The organism is Amycolatopsis sp. AA4 (assembly GCF_002796545.1).
Classification (GTDB): Bacteria; Actinomycetota; Actinomycetes; order Mycobacteriales; family Pseudonocardiaceae; genus Amycolatopsis.
On record NZ_CP024894.1, the window covers coordinates 8632040 to 8650674 of the forward strand.

Below are 18635 nucleotides of genomic sequence, written 5' to 3' on the forward strand. Positions count from 1 at the left end.
AGGTTACCTGGCGTTCCTGTGAAACGGCCGTTACCAGAGCAGCTGGGCCAGCGCGAACGCGGCGAATCCGGCGAACACGAACCCGGCGACCCGCTGGATCAGCTTCGGCCGGATCCGGTCGCGGATCTTCGCGCCGATGAACACCGCCAGCCCGGCGACCGACACCAGCGCGACGAACGCGCCGACCCCGACCGCGAACGGGTTGCCGAGGCGGGCGACGAGGCCCGCGGTGGCCAGCTGGGAGGCGTCGCCCCACTCCGCGGCGAAGAGCACGCCGAAGGACGTGAGCGCGGAGCGCAGGAACGACACCGGCCCGGGCCCGGACCGCGACGCGTCCTCGCCCGCTTCGCTGCCTTCGCTGAAGCCCTCGCGCAGCAGCAGGAACGCGCCGACGCCGAACATCGCGGCGACCAGGACCGAAACCAGAGTTTCCGGCAAGAGCGTGAGCAGGCTGCCGAAAGCGACCGCGATCACGCATTGCACGGCGAACGCCGCGCATACTCCGGCGAATACCGGCCAGGCGCGGAAACGGGTGGTGAGCACGAGGGTCGCGACGAGCGTCTTGTCCGGCAGCTCGACGGCCAGTACCAGGCCGAACGCGCTGAACAGAGCGATCAATGCGGGAGACATGGGTTCGTGCTCACCCCTTTCACTGCAACGATAAAGGGGAGATTCAGAAAACCGCAAGCTGATGGGTTTCGCGAATTGCCTGTTCAGGTCCGCAGAATGCCGGTCGCCGGTCGGCCGGATTATTTTTTTCGGTGCGCCGAATTCTGTTTTCCGGCTGCGGTACGGTGCGGGTCATGTCTGCTGACCACGTCGTCGTCACCACCACCGTCGACTCCGAGGCCGCCGCGCGCACCATCGCCGCGAGCGCCATCGAGGCCCGGCTCGCCGCGTGCGCCCAGATCGTGGGGCCGATCACCAGCGTCTTCCGGTGGGAGGACGAGGTGCAGACGGCGGCGGAATGGCGGGTCGAGTGCAAAACGGCCGCGGACCGGTCGGGCGCGCTGGAGGAGTTCCTGAACGTGCGGCATCCGTACGACCTGCCTGAGGTGATCGTCACGCCGATCGTCGGCGGCAGCCCGCGGTACCTGTCGTGGCTCGTGGAGGAAACCCGGTAGACGCCACCTGATCGGGGGAGATCTGCCGTCTCCCGGCACCGGGTTTCGGCAGGTCGGGGGGACGTTGGTCCCGGCTGGTTCAGGACGTGTTGAACTGGCTGGCGCGGGTGCGCGCGCGGAGGATCGGACACGTGGATGTCCTTGAGCTCGCGCGGTGGCAGTTCGGCATCACCACCGTCTACCACTTCCTGATGGTCCCGCTGACCATCGGACTTTCGGTGCTGGTCGCGGCCATGCAGACGGCATGGGTGCGCACCGGCAATCCGCGGCACCTCAAGATGACGAAGTTCTGGGGCAAGCTGCTGCTCGTCAACTTCGCCATGGGCGTGGTGACCGGGATCGTGCAGGAGTTCCAGTTCGGGATGAGCTGGAGCGCCTACTCCCGGTTCGTCGGCGACGTGTTCGGCGCGCCGCTCGCGATGGAAGGCCTCCTCGCGTTCTTCGTCGAGTCGGTCTTCCTCGGCCTGTGGATCTTCGGCTGGGACCGGCTGCCCAAGCGGGTCCACCTGGCGTGCGCCTGGGCGTTCTCGCTGGCCACGATGGCCTCGGCGTACTTCATCCTCGCGGCGAACTCGTGGATGCAGCACCCGGTCGGCGTCGAGTTCGTGAACGGCAAGCCGACGATGAACTCGATCGGCGCGGTGCTCACGAACAACACCGCGCTCGCCGCGATCCCGCACACGCTGGCCGGCGCGTTCTCGGTGGCGGCGGCGTTCCTGGTCGGCGTGGCCGGCTGGCACCTGTGGCGGCGGCGTTCGACCTCGGACGAACACCGCGAGGTCTGGCGCTCGTCGCTGCGCCTCGGCGGCTGGGTCGGCGTGGTGGCGTTCGCGGTGCTGGCGATCACCGGCGACATGCAGGGCAAGCTGATGTTCGAGCAGCAGCCGATGAAGATGGCGTCGGCAGAGGCGTTGTGCCACACGGAAAAGCCGGCGAGCTTCTCGATCATCGCGATCGGCGACGTGGCTAACGCGAACTGCGAGGACGTCAAGACGTTCAACGTGCCCGCGCTGCTGTCTTTCTTGGCGCACAACGACTTCTCGACCGAGGTCAAGGGCGTGGAGAACCTGGTTTCGGAATACCAGGCGAAATACGGCACGAACTATCCCGACGACCCGGCACTCGGCTCGCTGGCCGGGAAGCCGATCGACTACGTGCCCAGCCTGCCGGTGACGTACTGGGGCTTCCGGATCATGATCGGCTTCGGCGCGATCTCCGCGGGCATCGGCCTGCTTGCCCTGTGGCTCACCCGGCGCGGCCGAATCCCCGGCGGACGCTGGTTCCCGCTGATGGTGCTGGGCGGCATCGCGACGCCGTTCATCGGCAACAGCGCGGGCTGGATCTTCACGGAGATGGGACGGCAGCCGTTCGTGGTCGCACCCAACCCGACCGGCGTCGAGGGCATGTGGATGTTCACGGCACAGGCGGTGTCGAAGCTGACGGTCGGCGAGGTGCTGACGTCGCTGATCTCGCTGACGGTGCTGTACGCGGTGCTGGGGGTGGTGGAGCTGTACCTGATGCGCAAGTACATCCGGGGCGGGGTGGATGCGGTGATGCCGCCTGCTGCTTCCTCCGGCTCTGGCTCTGATTCCGATTCCGAGGACTCCGATGGCTCCGATGACCAGGCGCTTTCGTTCGCCTACTGACCCGGTGGAGCGGGCCGGGGTGCCGCCAGAAGACCCGGAGGGCCGGGTCTGGGCGCGGCCCGCTCCACTGGCCTGGACGAGCTGCCGACACATGCCTTCCGCCGCGTACGCAGCCCCCACCCTCTCCGGGGGGACGCCCCGTACCCAGCGTAATCGCGTGGTGGCTCTCGCGGGTTACCCACAGCAGATCTGTGGACAACTCGGCGGGTTGTGGATAACTCAGGGCCATCGTGGGGACAACCCGGTGGCCGACCGGATGACGTCGGCGGATGCCGGACGAGGTGAGTGGGGATGACACTCGAAACGCTGTGGTTCGCGATCGTCGCGCTGTTCTGGCTGGGGTACCTCTTCCTCGAAGGATTCGACTTCGGCGTCGGCATGCTGCTGCCGGTCCTCGGGAAGACGAACACCGAGCGGCGCGTCCTCGTCAACACGATCGGGCCGGTCTGGGACGGCAACGAGGTCTGGCTGATCGTCGCGGCCGGGGCGACGTTCGCGGCGTTCCCGGGCTGGTACGCGTCGCTCTTCTCGGGCGCTTACCTCCCGCTGCTGCTCGTCCTCATCGCGCTCATCGGCCGCGGCGTCGCGTTCGAGTACCGCGGCAAGGTCGACTCCGAACGCTGGCGGCGCGCCTGGGACCGCGTGATCATCATCGGTTCCTGGGTTCCGCCGCTGGGCGTCGGGCTGTTGCTCGCGACCACCGTGCTCGGCCTGCCGCTCGACGCCCAGGGCAACCGCGTCGGGTCGCCGTTCGAGTCGGTCCGGTGGGACACGCTGCTGGGCGCGGTAGCCATCGTCGGGTTCTCGCTCGTGCACGGCGCGGCGTTCCTGGCTCTCAAAACCACCGGTGACCTGCGGGAACGTGCCCGCACCATCGCGCTGCGCGTCCTCCCGGTCGGACTGCTGCCGCTCGTCGCGTTCCTGGTGGTCGTCCAGGTCCGCGAAGGCAAACTGTGGACGCTCGTCTCGCTGGTGATCGCCGTCCTCGCCGCCGTGGTCGCGTGGCTGCGGCTCTACGTCGACCGCGACGGGCAGGCGTTCGCCGCGCTCGCGGTCGTCATCACGGCCGCCGCAGTGACCTTCTTCGGCGCGCTCTACCCGAACGTCCTGCCGTCCACATTGGACCCGGCGCATTCGCTGACCATCACGAACAGCGCGGTCAGCCACTACACGCTGACGGTGATGACCTGGGTCGGCGCGTTCGGAGCGCCCGCGGTGCTGATTTACCAAGGCTGGACCTACTGGGTTTTCCGCAAGCGCATCGGGGTCCAGCACATCCCGGCGGTGCACGCACCATGACGAAGCTTCCCGGCCGCGCACCCCTTTCCGCCACGAGGTCCCCCATGGACCCGGTGCGGCCGGGCAAGGGTCCGCTCGGCGCGCTCTCGGCCCTGGGGCCGGCCGCGCGCCGAGCGCTGATCCTGGTCGCGGTGCTGTCGTTCGGGAACGCGATATTCCTTGTCGGACAAGCCTTTCTGCTGGCAGATGTCCTCGCGGATGTGGTCTCCCAGGGGATCGGGGGCCGCGCCGTCCAGTTGGCTGTTCTGTTCGCGCTCGTCGTGGGCCGGGCAGGCACCAGCTGGGCGGTGCGGGTTGTCTCCGCCCGCGCCGCCGCGACCGCGCAACGCGACCTGCGCGCCCGCGTCGTCGACCACGCCTTGCGCCTCGGCCCGGAATGGCTCGCCCGGCGCGGCCACGGCGAACTGACGACGCTCGTCACGCGCGGCCTCGACGCACTCGATTCCTACTTCCGCGAGTACCTGCCCGCTCTCGTCACCGCCGCGGTCGTCCCGCTCGCGGCGGGTGCGGCGATCCTGTGGACAGATTGGCCTTCGGCGGTGATCATCGCCGCGACGGTCCCCTTGCTGCCGATGTTCGCTGTCCTGGCCGGAAAATTCACCGCCGACCGCGTTTCCGGCGCGACGGACGCGGTGCACCGGATGTCCGGCCTGCTGCTCGAACTGGTGCGCGCGTTGCCGGTGCTCACCGCGTTCCGGCGCGCTGACGCGCAGGCCGCGACCGTGCGGAAACTGTCGGATCGGCATCGTCGCGCGACGCTCAAGACCTTGCGGGTCGCGTTCTCCTCGGCGTTCGTGCTCGAACTCGCGGCGACGCTGTCGGTCGCGCTGGTGGCCGTCGTCATCGGCGTCCGGCTGGTGTCAGGATCGCTCCCGCTGGCGATCGGACTCGGCGTGCTGATCCTCGCTCCCGAGTGCTACCAGCCGATTCGCGCGGTCGGCGCGGCGTTCCACGCGAGCGAGGACGGCGTGGAAGCGGTCCGCCGCGTGACTGAGGTGCTCGCGGAGCCGGTCCCGGCCGAAGGGACGCGGACCGCGCCCTGTGGATCGTTGGTTGTGTCCGACCTAAAAGTCGCCCGGCGCGGCGGATTCGCGCCCGACGGCGAAAGTTTCTCAGTCCGGCGCGGCGAGATCGTGTGGCTGCGGGCACCGAGCGGTGGCGGTAAATCGACAACGCTCGCGACGCTGCTGGGCTTCGTGCCCTCCTACGACGGATCGGTGCTGGCCGGGGACGTACCGCTGGCGGAAGCCGACCTCGAACGGTGGCGCGCGGGGATCGCCTGGGTTCCGCAGTCGCCGGTATTCAGCGGCGGCACAGTGCGGGAAGAACTCGCTGGATCGGACCTAGACGCCGTGCTCGGCGAACTGGGGCTGCAAGGCCTCGCCGACCGTCCGGTCGACCGGCTTTCCCTGGGGCAACGCCAGCGCGTCGCCGTGGCCCGGGCGTTGCTGCGCGTCCAGTCGGGCGCGTGGTTGCTGCTGCTGGACGAGCCGACCGCGCACCTGGACGACGTCAACGCGCGGCGGGTCATGGACGCCGTCGAGCGAGCGGTCGAGAACGGGGCGGCAGCGGTAATCGCCGCGCACGAACGTTCTGCTGCGGTGGCCATTTCGGACTCTCCTCCCGCAGCTGCAGTTGAGTCCACTTCGGACAGTGCAGAGGCGCGGCCGCTTCCCTGGCGAATAGTGCTCGACCGACGGCTGTTCTCCGGTGCCTTGCTGGGCACCCTGGCGCTCTTGGCCGGGATCGCGCTGACCGCGACTTCTGGCTGGCTGATCGCCAAAGCGTCCTTGCAGCCACCGATTCTCACGTTGACGGTCGCGGTCGTCGGGGTGCGCGCCTTCGGATTGGGCCGGGCTGGACTCCGGTACGTCGAACGGCTCGTGACGCACGACGCCGCCTTCCGGATCGCCGGGCGGTTGCGGGTTCGGCTGTGGAATGCGTTGGTGCGCTTGGGTCCGGCGCGCAGTCTCGAAGCGGGAGAGAGCCAGCGTCGGCTGGTGACAGACGTCGATACCGTGCGCGATCTGTTGCCGCGCGTCGTTTCGCCGCCCATCGTGGTCGGTTTGGTCGCGGCCGGGGCGATCGCGGTGCAGACGTTGGTGCTGCCGTCGGCTGGTCTGGTGCTGGCCTTGACCGTGCTGGTGGGCTTGGCGGCTCCGGCGGTCGCGTTGCGCTTGGAACGCCGGGCGACTTCCGCTCTCGCGGCTGGACGTCGCGACGTCGCCGCGCGGGTCCTGGTGCTGTTCTCGTCGGCTGCGGAGTTGCTCGCCTACGGCCGGGCGGCCTCGCGCCGCCGCGAGCTTGCTTCGACGGACACCCAACTGGCCGCCGGCACCCGGCGGCAGGCCTTCGGCGCGGGAGCGGCGGATGCGGTGATCACCTTGGCGACGGGGGCGGCCGCGGTGGTCAGCACGATGCTGGCCGCGGAGGCGGTCGGACGCGGGGAGTTGGCGGGGGTGATGGCTCCGCTGCTGGCGTTGGTGCCGTTGGCGCTGGCGGAGGTGTTGGCGCTGCTCCCGCAGGCGGCGGTGCATTGGGACACCCTGCGAGCGGCCCGGGTTCGACTTGGCGCGGTGGTTGGCGAGGCGGCGGATGAGCGTTCGCTGGAGGCTGGTTCTGCCGGATCAGACGCAATGACCCACGCGGTTTCCGGTGCTGCGGATGCGCACTCAGAACCAGGCCGCGCGGTTGTTGAAACGGCCGTCGCCGCTCAGCCTGGGGACCGTCCGGCCGCGGTTCGGTTGCGGGGTGCTGAGCTGGGGTGGCCCGGCGGGGCGGCGGTGCTGAAGGACGTCGATCTGAGCGTGCCGACCGGGGCTTATGTGGCGGTCGTCGGGCCGAGTGGGGCGGGGAAGTCGACGTTGGTGGCGGCTCTGCTGGGGTTCCTTCAGCCTCGAAAGGGCGAGGTGGTCGCACCGACGAAGGTGGCTTGGGCACCGCAGGAACCGATGTTGGTTTCGACCACGGTGGCGGAGAATTTGCGGCTCGCGAATCCGTTGGCAGAAACGTCCGAGCTACGGCGGGTGCTGGATCAGGCGCAGCTGCCGGAGCTGGATTTGGCGACGGTGCTCGACAGCGCCGGGACCGGGTTGTCCGGTGGGCAGGCGCAGCGGGTGGCGTTGGCGCGGGCGTTGCTGGCGGCTCCGTCGGCGGAGTTGGTGTTGCTTGACGAGCCGACGTCGCATCTCGACGAGCCGACGGCGCGGGCCTTGCGGGCGACGTTGCGTACTGAACTCGCTGGACGGACGGTCGTGCACGTAACGCACAATGCGGACGAAGAGCTTCAAGCGGACCTTGTTTTCGAGGTCCGGGACGGGCGCGTCGTGCGGCGGGCGTTGCCGCGGGTGGCGGCGTGACGGAGGGTTGTTGGTGACGGTCACGATTTCGGGTCAGGGGCTGGGGGCCGCGCTAAGGTCGGAGTTGCTCATGGACCCGACACTCGCCGCGCGCGCCCTTTCCGCGGCCACGGAGATCACCAGCACCGCCTTGTCCGGGGACGACCCGGAGGGGGTGCTGGAAACAGTCGTGGCCAGGGCTGTCGAGTTGGCCGACGCCGATCTTGGCCTGGCGATGGTCAGCGCCGACGACGGGCGCGTCGTGGTCGAGGCGGCGTACGGGGTCGACGGTTTGCTCGCGGAGGTGCCGACGGGCGACGTCGAACGCGGGCCGGTCGGGGAGTTGCGCGGGCTTACGCTCGAAACGGATTCCGCGGCGGGCCGGGTCGCGCGCGGCAGCGAGCCGATCGCGGCGGAGGACTTCATCGTCGATCCGCGGACGGCGCCGTATGTGCCGGATGAACTGCGCGGGTACGGACCGTTCGCGGCTGCGCCGTTCGGTTCCGGCGGGCGGGTGCTTGGCGCGCTCACGGTGTACCGACGACAGGGCCGCGAGCCGTTTTCCGCGGGCACGGTGGAGATGCTCGCGGCCTTCGCGGCGCAGGCCGGCGTGGTGCTCGCGCTGGCCGAGGGCGCTAACGCGCGCCATCGCGTGACCCTCTACCAGGAGCGCGAGCGGATCGCCCGCGAGTTGCACGACGTGATCGTGCAACGGCTCTACGGCACCGGCATGCAGCTGGACCGGGTCCGCCGCAACATGCGGAAACGCTTCGCGCAGGCCGACGGGGCGCGGCTGTCCGACGCGATCGACCAACTGGACCAGACCATCGAGGAAATCCGCGGCACCGTGCGCGCGCTGCGCTCGCCGGAGCCGCGCCACGACCCCGGCTCCCCGACGGACCTCGCCGAATCCGCGCGCGGCGAAGTCCGCATCGCCGGAGAATTGCTCGGCTACCCGCCGACCCTGGAGCTGTCCGGCGAGTTCGCCGACATCCCCGCCGAACGGGCCGACCACATCCGGGCCGCACTGCGCGAGGCACTGTCCAATGTGGTCCGGCACTCGGGCGCGAGCGAAACGCGGGTGACGCTGACCCGGGATGCCGAGGGCGTGAAGCTTCGCGTGCGGGACAACGGGTCTGGGGTGCCGCAAGGGGTGGCGACCCGGGGGCTGCGGCATCTCGCCGAACGTGCTGATGCTGCTGGTGGCCGGTTTTTCCTCAATTCTTCGCCTAGTTTGGGTACGTTGGTGGCGTTTGATTTGCCGCTTGAGTGAGTGTCTCTGGTGGTCGCGGTGCTGTGCGAGGGTTTCTTTGGCATTGCGGCGGGCGGGAATGCGGGTAATCGCAACACCGGTGACCGTGGCACGGTGATCGGTGAGGGTAGGCAGCTGTGGTGCGGGCGGCTGCGGTATCGCGATCGGCGTGCGCAGTGGAGCGCAATGCGGGCGATCGCGGCACGGTGATTGGTGAGCCTAGGCAGCTATGGTGCGGGCGAATGCGGCATGGCGATTGGCGAGCGCAGGTGACTGCAATACAGGTGACTGCGGCATAGCCATGGACCTGCGGACGCGACCGCGACCATCGGCGAGTGCAGGCAATCGCAGTGCACGCGACCACAGTGCAGTGATCGTCAGGCGCAGGCAATCGCGGTGCGGGCGAATGCGGCATGGCGATCGGTGAAGGGAGGCGATCGCAGCGCAAGCAATCGCAGCGCAGTGCAGTACAGCGATCGGTGAGCGCAGGTGATCGCGGTCCTGGTGACTGCGGCACGGTGATCGGGAGGGCAGGCAATCGCAATGCAGGCGATTGCAGCACAGCGATCGACGAGCGGAGACAACCCGATCGACGCGCGGAGGCAACCGCGGCCTTGCCATCGACGAGCGCAAGCAAACGCAGTGCAGGCCGCGGCATAGCGATCGACTGCAAACCCGCGATGTCGCAACGCCGATGCCGCGACCGGAAGGCCGATGCCGCAACGCGGACACCGCGGCGCGAAGGTGGACACCGCTACGCCGATTCCGCGACGCGAAGGCGGTGCCGCAACGCCGATGCCGCAACGCCGATGCCGCGACGCGAAGGCGGACACCGCAACGCCGGCATCGCAACGCGGAGGCTGGAACCGCACGCACCAACGGGCGCGCCCACCATCACCCCGCCACGGCGCAACAGTTCGTCAGCCACCGGCCCAATCGCCGCATTGCCTTGACTGCAGGGCAAATGCCGCCGTGTCGCGAGTCCGAAGTGGAAATTACCGCGCCGCGCGCGCACGTCGCGGTAACCACGTCGCACCGAGTTGCCGTTGTCGTGGACTTGTCACGTCAGCCGTATCGCATAGTCGGGCAACTGTGTCGCCGACCCCGCGATGCGGCGACCTAGTGCCGTGCGAAATCGCCACCTCGGCCTCGTGCCATTTCCGGCTGCCACCTCGAAATCAGCTGTTCGCAACCGTCGTCGCGAATCCGCCGCCTCGGATCGCCGTGGGCGTACTGCGTATGCGTTTGTCTCAATCGCTCGCAGCAAACACGCTGTCTCAACCTCGCGCCGCTGTGAACCCACCGCTGTGAACACACCGCGCACCAAGAGATTCAGCCTTCACGAGTCATCGAACACGCTCCTTCCTCGAATTCTTTCGCCTGCCACCGAGCCGTTGTCCATGGTAGCGAACAATCGAACATCCATTCGGCACTCAATTGGGTGAACCAATCCACGGAACTCGGCTACCCTCAGCTCTGTCTTGGCCGCCGAGAACCCCGTCCGCAGCAACGCGGGCGGGGTTTGGGCGCGGAATCAGCAGAAGTCAGTCGCGGTTAGCGAAGAAAGCGCGAATGTCGCCGGCGAGGAGGTCGGGGCGTTCCATCGCCGCGAAGTGTCCGCCTTCCTCGAAGCGGCTCCAGTGCACGATGTTGGTGTTGTCGCGTTCGGCGAAGGTCTTGATGGTCTGGAAGTCGTCCTTGAACACCGCCACTCCGGTGCGCGCGTCGCTCACGCGCGGTTCGGCCTGTGCGCGGGCGTTCTCCAGGTAGCTGCGGCTCATCCCGGAAGCGGCGTTGGCGAACCAGTTCACGCTCACCTCGAGCAGGATGGTTTCCAGCGGGACAAGGGAAGTCCCGTTGCCGAAGGAGTTGAACAGCTCGCTGTAGGCGAGTAATCCGATCGGGGAGTCACTGAGGCCAACGGAAACCGTCTGGGGGCGCGAGGCGTTCATCGTGTTGTAGCCACCGACTGATTGAAACCATTGCATGTGCGCGAGGCCGGCGTGGTCGGCGGGTTCGAGGCGTTCGAACTCCGCCGGGTCGCCGGACGGGAACGAGAACAGCTGCAGGACGTGCAGGCCGAGGAAACCGTCCGGGTTCAGCAGGCCGAGTTCCCGGGCGACCATCGCGCCGTTGTCCGAGCCGTGGATTCCGTAGCTCTCGTACCCGAGGCCGCGCATCAGGCGGTCGTACGCGGCGGCGACGCGGGCGACTGTCCAGCCGGCTTCGGCGACGGGCTGGGAGAAGCCGTAGCCGGGTGCGTCGGGGATGACGACGTCGAAGGCGTCCTCGGCGCGGCCGCCGTGCGCGACCGGGTCGACCAGGCGGTCGATCAGGTCGAGGTAGTCGACCGACGAGCCGGGGTAGGTGTGCGCGAGCAGCAGCGGCGTCGCGCCGGGGTGGGCGGAGCGGACGTGGATGAAGTGGAACGTCTGGCCGTCGATCTCGGTGGTGAAGTGCGGGACGGAGTTGATCCGCGCTTCGGCGGCGCGCCAGTCGAAGGTCCGCCACGCTTCGAGCGCCGTGCGCAGGTAGGCGTTCGGGGTGCCGGCGTCCCAGTCGTCGGTCGGCGACGGCTGCGGCAGGCGGGTGCGGGCGAGGCGGTCGTGGAGGTCCGAGAGTTCGGCGTCGGTGACCTCGACGGTGAAGGGGCGGAGGGTGAGGGAGGCGGTTGCGTTCGTCATGAGAAAGACACTAGGAGGCTATTAGGCTAGATTACTTCCTAATAGAACAAGGAGTTTCGATGGCCGATCCGACGGCGCGGTTGCTGGCGCTGCTCGCCCTCCTCCAGACCGCCGCTGGACGGAGCGGCAGGGAGCTGTCCGAGCGACTGGGCGTCTCGGCCCGGACGATCCGGAGCGACGTCGAACGGCTGCGTGACCTGGGCTATCCCGTCGAGGCGACGCGCGGCAACGTCGGTGGCTACCGGCTCGGCTCGGGCGGGAAGCTGCCGCCGCTCCTGCTCGACGACGAGGAAGCGGTGGCGGTGACCGTCGGGCTGCGGGCCGCGGCGGGCATTTCCGGGATCGAGGAAGCCGGTACGCGGGCGCTCGCGAAGCTCGAACAGGTCCTGCCGTCGCGGCTGCGTCCGACGGTCGACGCGCTGCGCTCCACGATCGACCGCGGTCCGGAGAACACCGGCACCGACGCGCCCGATCCGGAGGTCGACGCCGCCGTCCTGCAGGAGGTCGCGCGGGCGATCCGGCACGTCGAATGGCTCCGGTTCGACTACGCGGACGAGCTGCGGCTGGTCGAGCCGTACCGGTTGCTCAGCTGGCAGCGGCGCTGGCACCTGGTCGCCCGCGACCCGCGGGACGGCAGCTGGGCGACCTACCGCGTCGATCTGATGCAGCCGCGGATGCCGACGCGCCGCCGGTTCGAGCCGAATCCCTTGCCTGGCGGGGATTACACCGCCTTCGCGATGCGCACGATCGTGGCGAGCGGGTGGATCGTGCACGCGCGCCTGCGCATCGACGCACCGGCGGACAAGGTGCTGGCGCGGATCAACCCGACGGTCGGCGTCGTCGAACCCATTGACGACAACCACTGCGTGCTGGTCACCGGCGCGGACAGTTTGGACACCGTGGCTGTCTACATTGGAATGCTAATGATGGACTTCACCGTCGAGTCACCGCCGGAACTGATTCCGTTGCTGCAGTTGCTGTCCGAACGCTACGCGCGGGCCGTCGCGGGCAGCTGATTCACTTGCCGCGCCGGGCGATCCACGCGGCGGCCTGGGTGCGGCGCTGCATGCCGAGCTTCGCGAGCACGGACGTCACGTAGTTCTTCACCGTTTTCTCGGCGAGGAAAAGACGTTCGGCGATCTCGCGGTTCGACAACCCCTGTCCGATCAGCTCCAGGACGTCGCGCTCGCGGTCGGTCAGGGCGGCCAGTTCGTCGGTCGGCGGATGGCGCAGTTTGTCGAGCACGCGAGCGGTGCTGACCGGGTCGAGCAGCGACCGGCCGGCGGCGACCTCGCGGACCGCGTTCACCACGTCCTGGCCGCGGACCTGCTTGAGCAGATAGCCCGAGGCGCCCGCCATGATCGCGCCGACCATGGCTTCCTCGTCGTCGAACGCGGTGAGCATGAGGCAAGCCGGCGGATTCGGCTTGGACCGCAGTTCGCGGCAGAGCGTGATGCCGTCGCCGTCCCCGAGCCGGACATCGACGACCGCGACGTCCGGCTCGACGTGCATGGCCACCGCGAGCGCCTCTTCGACGCTCCCGGCCTCGGCGACCACTTCCAGGTCGGCCTCGTCGCTGAGCAGGTCGCGCAGGCCCCGCCGGACGAGTTCGTGGTCGTCTACGAGCAGCACCTGGATCGGCATATCTCCAGGTTACGGGCCGTGAGGCGGTTCGTCTGCCGGTGGTGCCGCACGACACCAGGAGTCACCGCTCGCAGGCGATTCCGTCTCCGTCGCGGTCCAGGGCGGGGCGGTAGCCCGGGTCGCCGCGGTGCAGCGGCGCGACCCCCGCAGCCTTCGCGGCCGCGCAGTTCTTGTAGTACGCGCTGCTCGGCTGCTCAGGTTCCGGCGCGTCCTCGACCGGCGGCGGGGCGGGTTGCTCGGACGTGCGCGGCGCGGGAGGCGGCGCGGGCGCTTCCTTCGGAGGAGCCGGGGGCGGGACCGGCGTCGGCGCGGTGATCACGCCTTTGCACGGTTCCGCCCACAATCCCGTCGCAGCTTGCTGGGCCGCATTCGCCGCGTTGCGCAGCGAATCGGAGATGACATTGCCCGCCAGCCGGGCATATCCGGAGGAGAGCGCGGCGGTCGCGTAATCGGTGCCGTCGCTCAAGGCCAATGCGACGCCGTCGGTGGTGTCCGCGGTGATCTTCACCGCCGCGCCAGTGAGCTTGTTGTTGGCCCAAATCGCGGTTTCGCTCGCGTAGCAGTTGTTGCCGGTCGCCACTTCGAGTCCGAGGATGTGCACGGTGCGATGGCTGCCGTCGGAACCGGTCAGTTCGATGTTGGCGGCGTCGGTGATTTTGCCGACGGTGTAGGTCACCGGTACTGGGGTGGCCGAGGTGGTTGCCGAAGTCGGGGGCGGAGCGGCCGGTGCGGCGACCGGCTCCGGAGTCGGCGCCGACTTTCCGAAAACCGCGCCAAGAAGAAAAAGAACCGCGAAGACGCTGAGCACCGCCGTCAGCCAGGCCGGGAATTTCAGCCGGGGACGCGACGGCGGCGCGGGCGTGGAGTGCATTCGGAATTCCTCTTCCTGAGGCGGGTGCCGAATGGTGTTCGCAAAACCGGCGGCAAGTGTTACGCGGCCGGCAGCAAGAACTAAGAAGACGTCACGGATCCGTCACAAAGGCAGCGTTTCCCGTTCCGCTTGTGACGATTCGCTCGCTGCTCGCGATGGACAAGGGAACTGCCCAGGAGAAAGCGCATCCACGATGGCCGAGCTGATCGAACGACTGTCCCTGTCCTCGCGCGGGCGGGTGCCCGCGAGCGGCACGGAATTCACCGCGCTCGACGTGAAGACGACCGGACTGCACACCGGCCGGGTCCTGGAGGTCGCCGCGATCCGGTTCCGCGGGGACGGAACGTTTCTCGGCGAGTTCGCGACGGTCGTCGCCGCGGACGCGAGCCGGCGCAACCCGCACCGCATCACCGCGGCCGAACTGGCGGACGCGCCGGCCTTGAGCGGCATCCTCGGCCGGTTGTTCGAACTGTGCCAGGGCGCGGTCCTCGTGGCGCACGACCTGTCCTCGGTGGAAGGGCTCCTCACCGAGATCGGCCAGCTGGGCGTCCGGCTGCCGCGACTGCCAGCGATCTCGCTCAAGGACACCGCGCAGGCGGCGTTGCCCCTGCCCAACTACCGCCTCGCCACCATCGCGCGCGCCTTCGGCATCGAGGACTTTCCTGGCTACCTGGCCGAACCGGCCGCCCGGGCATGCGCGCAGGCGATGCTCGCGCTCGTCGGTACGCACGGGTTGCGGTTGGCGCAGCCGGTGCGTTTTCCGGAACTGCCGTGGTACGCGGGCAATGCGGCGACCCTGCGCCGGACGGTGGCCGGTGCGGAGACGGGCTGGATGGCCGAGGCGGTGGACCGCGTTCCCGCGGGCGCCTGGGGACCAGTCGCGCAGGCTTACCTCGACCTGCTCGCCGAGGCGGTCGGCGACCAGTTCCTGACCGACGAGGAGGTCTGGGCGCTCGCCGACCTCGCCGCCGAAGCCGGGATGGCCGCGGCGGAGGTGCAGCGGATCCACACCGGCTTCATCGCCGAACTGCGCCGGGTCGCGGAGGCCGACGGGGTCGTGACTTCCGCCGAATACCGCGAACTGCGGCAGGTCGCGGACGCGCTGGGCGCGTTGGAAGTGGTGGTGGACCTCAAGGTCACCGCTACCGGGGACAAGCCGACGCGAGTCCTGGTGCTCGGTACGACGGCGGACGCGGACCAGCTGCGGGCGCGGGTGCTGTCCGAAGGGTTCCAGCTCGCGAAGAACCTCACGGGTTCGGTCACGCACCTGGCGTACGACTCGGGAGTGCGCGACTCCGAACCGCGGCTTTCCCGGGCGCTCGAACTCGGTGCGCACGTCGCGCGGCTCGACGAGGCCGCCGTGCTGCTGGGCTTCGCCCCAGCTCCGCAGCCGAGGCACCAGAAAGCACCGTCGAGCAGCGGGCACCTGGTCGGGCGGGTGCTGATGGGCCTCGGGCTGGTCCTGATGGTCCTCACGGTCGCCGCGATGTTCGGCGGGGCTGGGCTCGGGCCGGGGATCGTGCTGGCCGTTTTCGCCGTCGGTGCGCTGGTCGGCGGCTGGTACCTCGACGAGACGAAGCGCGCGACGGCCGGGTCAGCGGGCTAGCGGAGGGAACCTCTTCTCGTTCCGGTCCACCTTCGCGTTCGCCGCTTCCAGCAGGTCGATCCCCAGCACGTCCGCCAGCCGGACCAGGTACAGCATCACGTCGGCGATTTCGTCCTGGACGTTGAACTCCTGTTCCGGGTCCGAGCGCCAGTTCGCGGCCTCCTCCGGCGTCAGCCACTGGAACAGGGCGGTCAGCTCGCCGACCTCGCCGGACAGGGCCATCGTCAGGTTTTTCGGGGTGTGGAACGGTTCCCAGTCCCGGGCGGCGGCGAAGTCGCGGAGGCGCTGGGCGAGGTCGTCTAGGGTCACTGGACCTGACTATCACGCGCGGTGCTCACCTGGGGTGTCCGGGTTGGGCCGAAAAGAGTACGCCGTTGGCCCACACGCTGGTTACCGGCCATACGGCAGACTGTTCGCGTGAGCGTCCCCGACCCGGTCGAGTACACCGCCAAAATCGGTGCGGTTCTCGATACTGTGCGGCGGCTGCTCGACTCCGGCAGCCGCGCTGATCTCGCGCCGCTCGCCCGGCGCGCGGTGGACGACATCGTGGGCATGCTCGAACAGCACGGCGATCTCGCCGGGGACCTTCAGGTGCGGCTCGACCAGGCGGTCGCCCTGTACGCGCGGGCTTGTGCGGCTCGGCCGCCGGATCCGGAGCAGCTCGCGGACTGGGTGCTGGAGGCGGCGTTCAGCGGACGGGCGGTCGCGGTGGCCGATTTCGCGGCGGCGCTCGGGGACGCCGGGCTCGCGCGGATGAAGTCCATTGTGGACGAAATCGCGAACGAACCGGGCGAGAAGCACGAGATCGCGCAGCGGCTGCGCGAGGAAATCGCGGAGGCCAGCGGGGACGTGGACGGGCTGGTCGCCATTCTCGCGGCCAAACCGCCTCGGGTGGACGTCAGTCTCAAGATCGTCCGGGTGTTGCGGGCGGCGGGGCGGCACAGTGAGGCGATCGCGTACGCGGCGCGAGTGCTGACTCCACAGCGGACAGAGAAACCGCGGGCAGTGAAACCGCCGCGAGCAGAGAAACCGCCGCAGGCAGAGAAGTCGCGGCAGGCGGAAAAGCCACCGAAGGCGGAAAAGCCGCAGCGAAAAGAAACACCCCAGCAGAAAGAAGCACCGCCGAAAGAGGAACACTCCATCCCGGAGTACCGCGAGCGGATCGAGCAGCTGATCGCCCAAAAGGAAGCCAGCGCGTACCAGGAAGCCGCGCAGTGCCTCAAAAAGCTGCGCACCCTCCACAAACAAGCGGGCACGGCGGAGGAGTTCACCGGCTACGTCGCCGAGCTGGTGAACGTCCACCGCCGCAAGACCCGATTGCTCGCGGAGATCCGGTCGGCCCGGATCGCGCTTCCGAAGGGCTAGATCTCGGCCAGTGCGGCGCGGTAGGCGTCCAGGTCGTAGTCCAGCTGGTCTTCTTCCTCGGTTTCGGTCAACTGTCCTTCGAGGACGGACACCAGGCGGTCGAGGACGTCGGCGCGGGAAAGGTCCTGCCGCAGCAGGTTCTGCGCGGCGGTCCACACCTCGGCGGGCTCGTCGTCCCACAGCTGGTCCACAATGGACGTCTCAAGGGCGAGCCGGAGGCCGTCCGCGCCGTCGAATTCTTCCGCGGCCAGCGATTCGTGGTATTCCGGGTGCGCGCCGATCACCAGCAGGCGGCGCTGTTCCGGGTCGCCCGGGTCGAGGTCGGTCAGTTCCTCGTCACCGATCACTGTGGACAGTTCGGGCACCGCGAAACGACGGCGCGCCACCACTTCCAGGGCTTCCTCGGCGGATTCGGTGCCGTCGAGGTAGTCGCTGAAGTCGTCTTCCTCGTCGTCGTCCGAGAGGTATTCGCCGAGGTATTCGGTGACCTCTTCCAGCAGCGCGGCCGTGGCCACTTCGGACAGTCCGGCGCGAGCCGCGGCCCAGCCGGCCCAGGACAGCACGACCGGCGCGACGGCGTCCTCGTCTTCCAGCTCGTATTCGCCGTCCAGCAAGGATTCGAGGAACCGGGCCAGCTTCTCCGGGCCGACGCGCAGCGGGTTCGCCGGTTCCGCCCGGCAGCCGTGGTCGACCAGCAGGCCGGCGATTTCGCGGGCGGCGTCGGCGTCCGGCAGGTTCGTGTCGGCGAGGAACTGGGCGACCGCTTCGTCGCGCTGCGCGGCGGTCCACTCGGCGACCGGCGGGGCCTGCGAAGGCTCCGGCAGCGAACGCGCCCAGGTCAGCGCGATGGCGTGGAACCGGGCGTAGTCCTCGCCGACGTCCGGTTCGTCCAGCGCGTCCGTGGCCGCGATCCCGGACACCAGCAGCCGGTGCGCGTCGGCGGGCTCGATTTTCTCCAGCACGACCAGTTCGCCGTCTTCCTCGACCTGCGAGCGCATTTCGGCGAGCACCTCGTGCGGCTCCTCGATGACCACCAGGTCGCGCACCCGGCCGCCCTCGGTGAAGTCCAGCAGCGCGAGCAGGCCGAGCGAATGGTCGCCGCGGGAAAAGACGCACAACACCGACGACTCGTCGCCGTAGACGTCCCCGGTGCGCCAGCATTCGCCGACGCTGACCTGCCCGACCTCGGCGGCCCACTCCGGCTCCGGAATGCCGCGGCCGAGCACGACGCCCAGCGCCTCGGCCGCCGCCGCGCGCTCCTCTTCGGACTCGGCCAGCACCTTCAGCGCGGCCAGCAGCGCCGCCGCGCCGGGCGTGATCTTGCGCTGGGCGAACGCGATCAGCTCGAGTCCGAGCTGGCTTTCCGGCTCGTCCTCCACGACGACGTCCCGCCACTGCCCGACGACCTCGGAACCCAGCAGCTCGATGTCGAACGGACCGGGCTCGGCCGCGACCGCGGAGAAGTCCCGCAGCACGTCCTTGAACAGACCGTTGACGCTGGGGGCGGTGGGGAGGGAACTCTTCTTGCGCGCGCGGCTCACCGGACTCATGCCGCACATCTTGCCTGGGCCCGAAGGCGCGGCATCAGCTGGTCGGCTCCGCCGTGCCGCGTGCCTTCACGCGCCGTTCGCGCAGCGCGTCGTCGAAGTCGACGACGAACGCCCCCGCGGCCATCGCGACCAGCAGCGTCAATCCCAATACCGCGCCGACCCAGGTCAGGACGATAGTCAACATCGTGGCCTCCTTCGCAGGTCAAGTGCGACATCCTGCTGCTCTCAGGGTCGCTTGCGGACGGAGGTGCGGGTA

16 protein-coding genes are annotated in these 18635 nt (G+C 69.1%); 8 read left to right on the forward strand and 8 right to left on the reverse strand.

Translation table 11 applies throughout. The annotated features are described in order from the left end of the window. Positions 1–30: 30 nt before the first annotated feature. Positions 31–630: a TMEM165/GDT1 family protein gene (locus CU254_RS40040; protein ID WP_009085768.1), complete on the reverse strand. Its 600-nt coding sequence runs from the start codon at positions 628–630 to the stop codon at positions 31–33. Between the two features lie 43 nt (positions 631–673). Further along, a complete protein-coding gene (locus CU254_RS44740; protein WP_255409795.1) occupies positions 674–805 on the reverse strand; it encodes a hypothetical protein in 132 nt (43 codons plus the stop codon). Between CU254_RS44740 and cutA the strand changes: the two genes are divergently transcribed. The 5 genes from cutA to CU254_RS40065 all read left to right on the forward strand — a co-directional run bounded on the left by cutA (position 804) and on the right by CU254_RS40065 (position 8680). Further along, entirely contained in the window at positions 804–1124 is a 321-nt protein-coding gene (gene cutA, locus CU254_RS40045) for a divalent-cation tolerance protein CutA (RefSeq protein WP_037718964.1), read from the forward strand. The genes CU254_RS44740 and cutA overlap by 2 nt on opposite strands. A gap of 131 nt (positions 1125–1255) precedes the next feature. Next, the gene (locus tag CU254_RS40050) at positions 1256–2770 is read left to right on the forward strand and encodes a cytochrome ubiquinol oxidase subunit I (protein ID WP_100267000.1); all 1515 of its coding nucleotides are present in this window, start codon (positions 1256–1258) and stop codon (positions 2768–2770) included. 291 nt (positions 2771–3061) lie between these two features. Continuing rightward, on the forward strand, positions 3062–4069 hold the full coding sequence (gene cydB / locus CU254_RS40055; protein ID WP_037718967.1) for a cytochrome d ubiquinol oxidase subunit II: 1008 nt from the start codon (positions 3062–3064) through the stop codon (positions 4067–4069). 44 nt (positions 4070–4113) lie between these two features. Continuing rightward, entirely contained in the window at positions 4114–7428 is a 3315-nt protein-coding gene (gene cydD / locus CU254_RS40060) for a thiol reductant ABC exporter subunit CydD (RefSeq protein ID WP_037718969.1), read from the forward strand. Positions 7429–7498: 70 nt separating this feature from the next. Further along, a complete protein-coding gene (locus CU254_RS40065; protein ID WP_009085776.1) occupies positions 7499–8680 on the forward strand; it encodes a GAF domain-containing sensor histidine kinase in 1182 nt (393 codons plus the stop codon). A 1523-nt stretch (positions 8681–10203) separates the two neighbouring features. On the opposite strand, the gene CU254_RS40070 is transcribed toward CU254_RS40065, so the two are convergent. Continuing rightward, positions 10204–11343 (reverse strand): epoxide hydrolase family protein, encoded by a 1140-nt coding sequence (locus CU254_RS40070; protein WP_009085779.1) that lies wholly within the window; start codon positions 11341–11343, stop codon positions 10204–10206. Positions 11344–11402: 59 nt separating this feature from the next. Here CU254_RS40070 and CU254_RS40075 point away from each other — a divergent pair, with 59 nt between their 5' ends. Continuing rightward, positions 11403–12359, forward strand: a complete 957-nt coding sequence (locus CU254_RS40075; RefSeq protein ID WP_009085781.1) for a YafY family protein — start codon at positions 11403–11405, stop codon at positions 12357–12359. 1 nt (position 12360) lies between these two features. On the opposite strand, the gene CU254_RS40080 is transcribed toward CU254_RS40075, so the two are convergent. Both CU254_RS40080 and CU254_RS40085 read right to left on the reverse strand, forming a co-directional pair. Beyond that, entirely contained in the window at positions 12361–12987 is a 627-nt protein-coding gene (locus CU254_RS40080; RefSeq protein WP_009085782.1) for a response regulator transcription factor, read from the reverse strand. Positions 12988–13048: 61 nt separating this feature from the next. Beyond that, on the reverse strand, positions 13049–13858 hold the full coding sequence (locus tag CU254_RS40085; protein WP_009085784.1) for an excalibur calcium-binding domain-containing protein: 810 nt from the start codon (positions 13856–13858) through the stop codon (positions 13049–13051). Positions 13859–14051: 193 nt separating this feature from the next. On the opposite strand from CU254_RS40085, the gene CU254_RS40090 reads away from it, so the two are divergent. Further along, the gene (locus tag CU254_RS40090; protein ID WP_086025039.1) at positions 14052–15464 is read left to right on the forward strand and encodes a DNA polymerase III subunit epsilon; all 1413 of its coding nucleotides are present in this window, start codon (positions 14052–14054) and stop codon (positions 15462–15464) included. Here CU254_RS40090 and CU254_RS40095 read toward each other — a convergent pair. Then, positions 15453–15773, reverse strand: coding sequence for a nucleotide pyrophosphohydrolase (locus CU254_RS40095; protein WP_009085788.1), 321 nt, complete (start codon positions 15771–15773; stop codon positions 15453–15455). The genes CU254_RS40090 and CU254_RS40095 overlap by 12 nt on opposite strands. A gap of 108 nt (positions 15774–15881) precedes the next feature. Here CU254_RS40095 and CU254_RS40100 point away from each other — a divergent pair, with 108 nt between their 5' ends. Continuing rightward, on the forward strand, positions 15882–16829 hold the full coding sequence (locus CU254_RS40100; protein ID WP_100267001.1) for a hypothetical protein: 948 nt from the start codon (positions 15882–15884) through the stop codon (positions 16827–16829). Here the strand turns inward: CU254_RS40100 and CU254_RS40105 are convergent. Both CU254_RS40105 and CU254_RS43865 read right to left on the reverse strand, forming a co-directional pair. Then, positions 16826–18379, reverse strand: a complete 1554-nt coding sequence (locus CU254_RS40105; RefSeq protein ID WP_037718972.1) for a hypothetical protein — start codon at positions 18377–18379, stop codon at positions 16826–16828. The genes CU254_RS40100 and CU254_RS40105 overlap by 4 nt on opposite strands. Before the next feature lie 34 nt (positions 18380–18413). Next, complete coding sequence (locus CU254_RS43865) at positions 18414–18563, reverse strand: hypothetical protein (protein WP_009085794.1); 150 nt, start codon at positions 18561–18563, stop codon at positions 18414–18416. Positions 18564–18635 lie beyond the last annotated feature (72 nt).

Bases quoted from the DNA above. Each gene is read 5' to 3' on its own strand.
- CU254_RS40040 (WP_009085768.1), bottom strand. From the start codon at position 630: ATGTCTCCCGCATTGATCGCTCTGTTCAGCGCGTTCGGCCTGGTACTG.
- cutA (WP_037718964.1), top strand. From the start codon at position 804: ATGTCTGCTGACCACGTCGTCGTCACCACCACCGTCGACTCCGAGGCC.
- CU254_RS44740 (WP_255409795.1), bottom strand. From the start codon at position 805: ATGACCCGCACCGTACCGCAGCCGGAAAACAGAATTCGGCGCACCGAA.
- cydB (WP_037718967.1), top strand. From the start codon at position 3,062: ATGACACTCGAAACGCTGTGGTTCGCGATCGTCGCGCTGTTCTGGCTG.
- cydD (WP_037718969.1), top strand. From the start codon at position 4,114: ATGGACCCGGTGCGGCCGGGCAAGGGTCCGCTCGGCGCGCTCTCGGCC.
- CU254_RS40065 (WP_009085776.1), top strand. From the start codon at position 7,499: ATGGACCCGACACTCGCCGCGCGCGCCCTTTCCGCGGCCACGGAGATC.
- CU254_RS40070 (WP_009085779.1), bottom strand. From the start codon at position 11,343: ATGACGAACGCAACCGCCTCCCTCACCCTCCGCCCCTTCACCGTCGAG.
- CU254_RS40075 (WP_009085781.1), top strand. From the start codon at position 11,403: ATGGCCGATCCGACGGCGCGGTTGCTGGCGCTGCTCGCCCTCCTCCAG.
- CU254_RS40080 (WP_009085782.1), bottom strand. From the start codon at position 12,987: ATGCCGATCCAGGTGCTGCTCGTAGACGACCACGAACTCGTCCGGCGG.
- CU254_RS40085 (WP_009085784.1), bottom strand. From the start codon at position 13,858: ATGCACTCCACGCCCGCGCCGCCGTCGCGTCCCCGGCTGAAATTCCCG.
- CU254_RS40090 (WP_086025039.1), top strand. From the start codon at position 14,052: ATGGCCGAGCTGATCGAACGACTGTCCCTGTCCTCGCGCGGGCGGGTG.
- CU254_RS40105 (WP_037718972.1), bottom strand. From the start codon at position 18,379: ATGAGTCCGGTGAGCCGCGCGCGCAAGAAGAGTTCCCTCCCCACCGCC.
- CU254_RS43865 (WP_009085794.1), bottom strand. From the start codon at position 18,563: ATGTTGACTATCGTCCTGACCTGGGTCGGCGCGGTATTGGGATTGACG.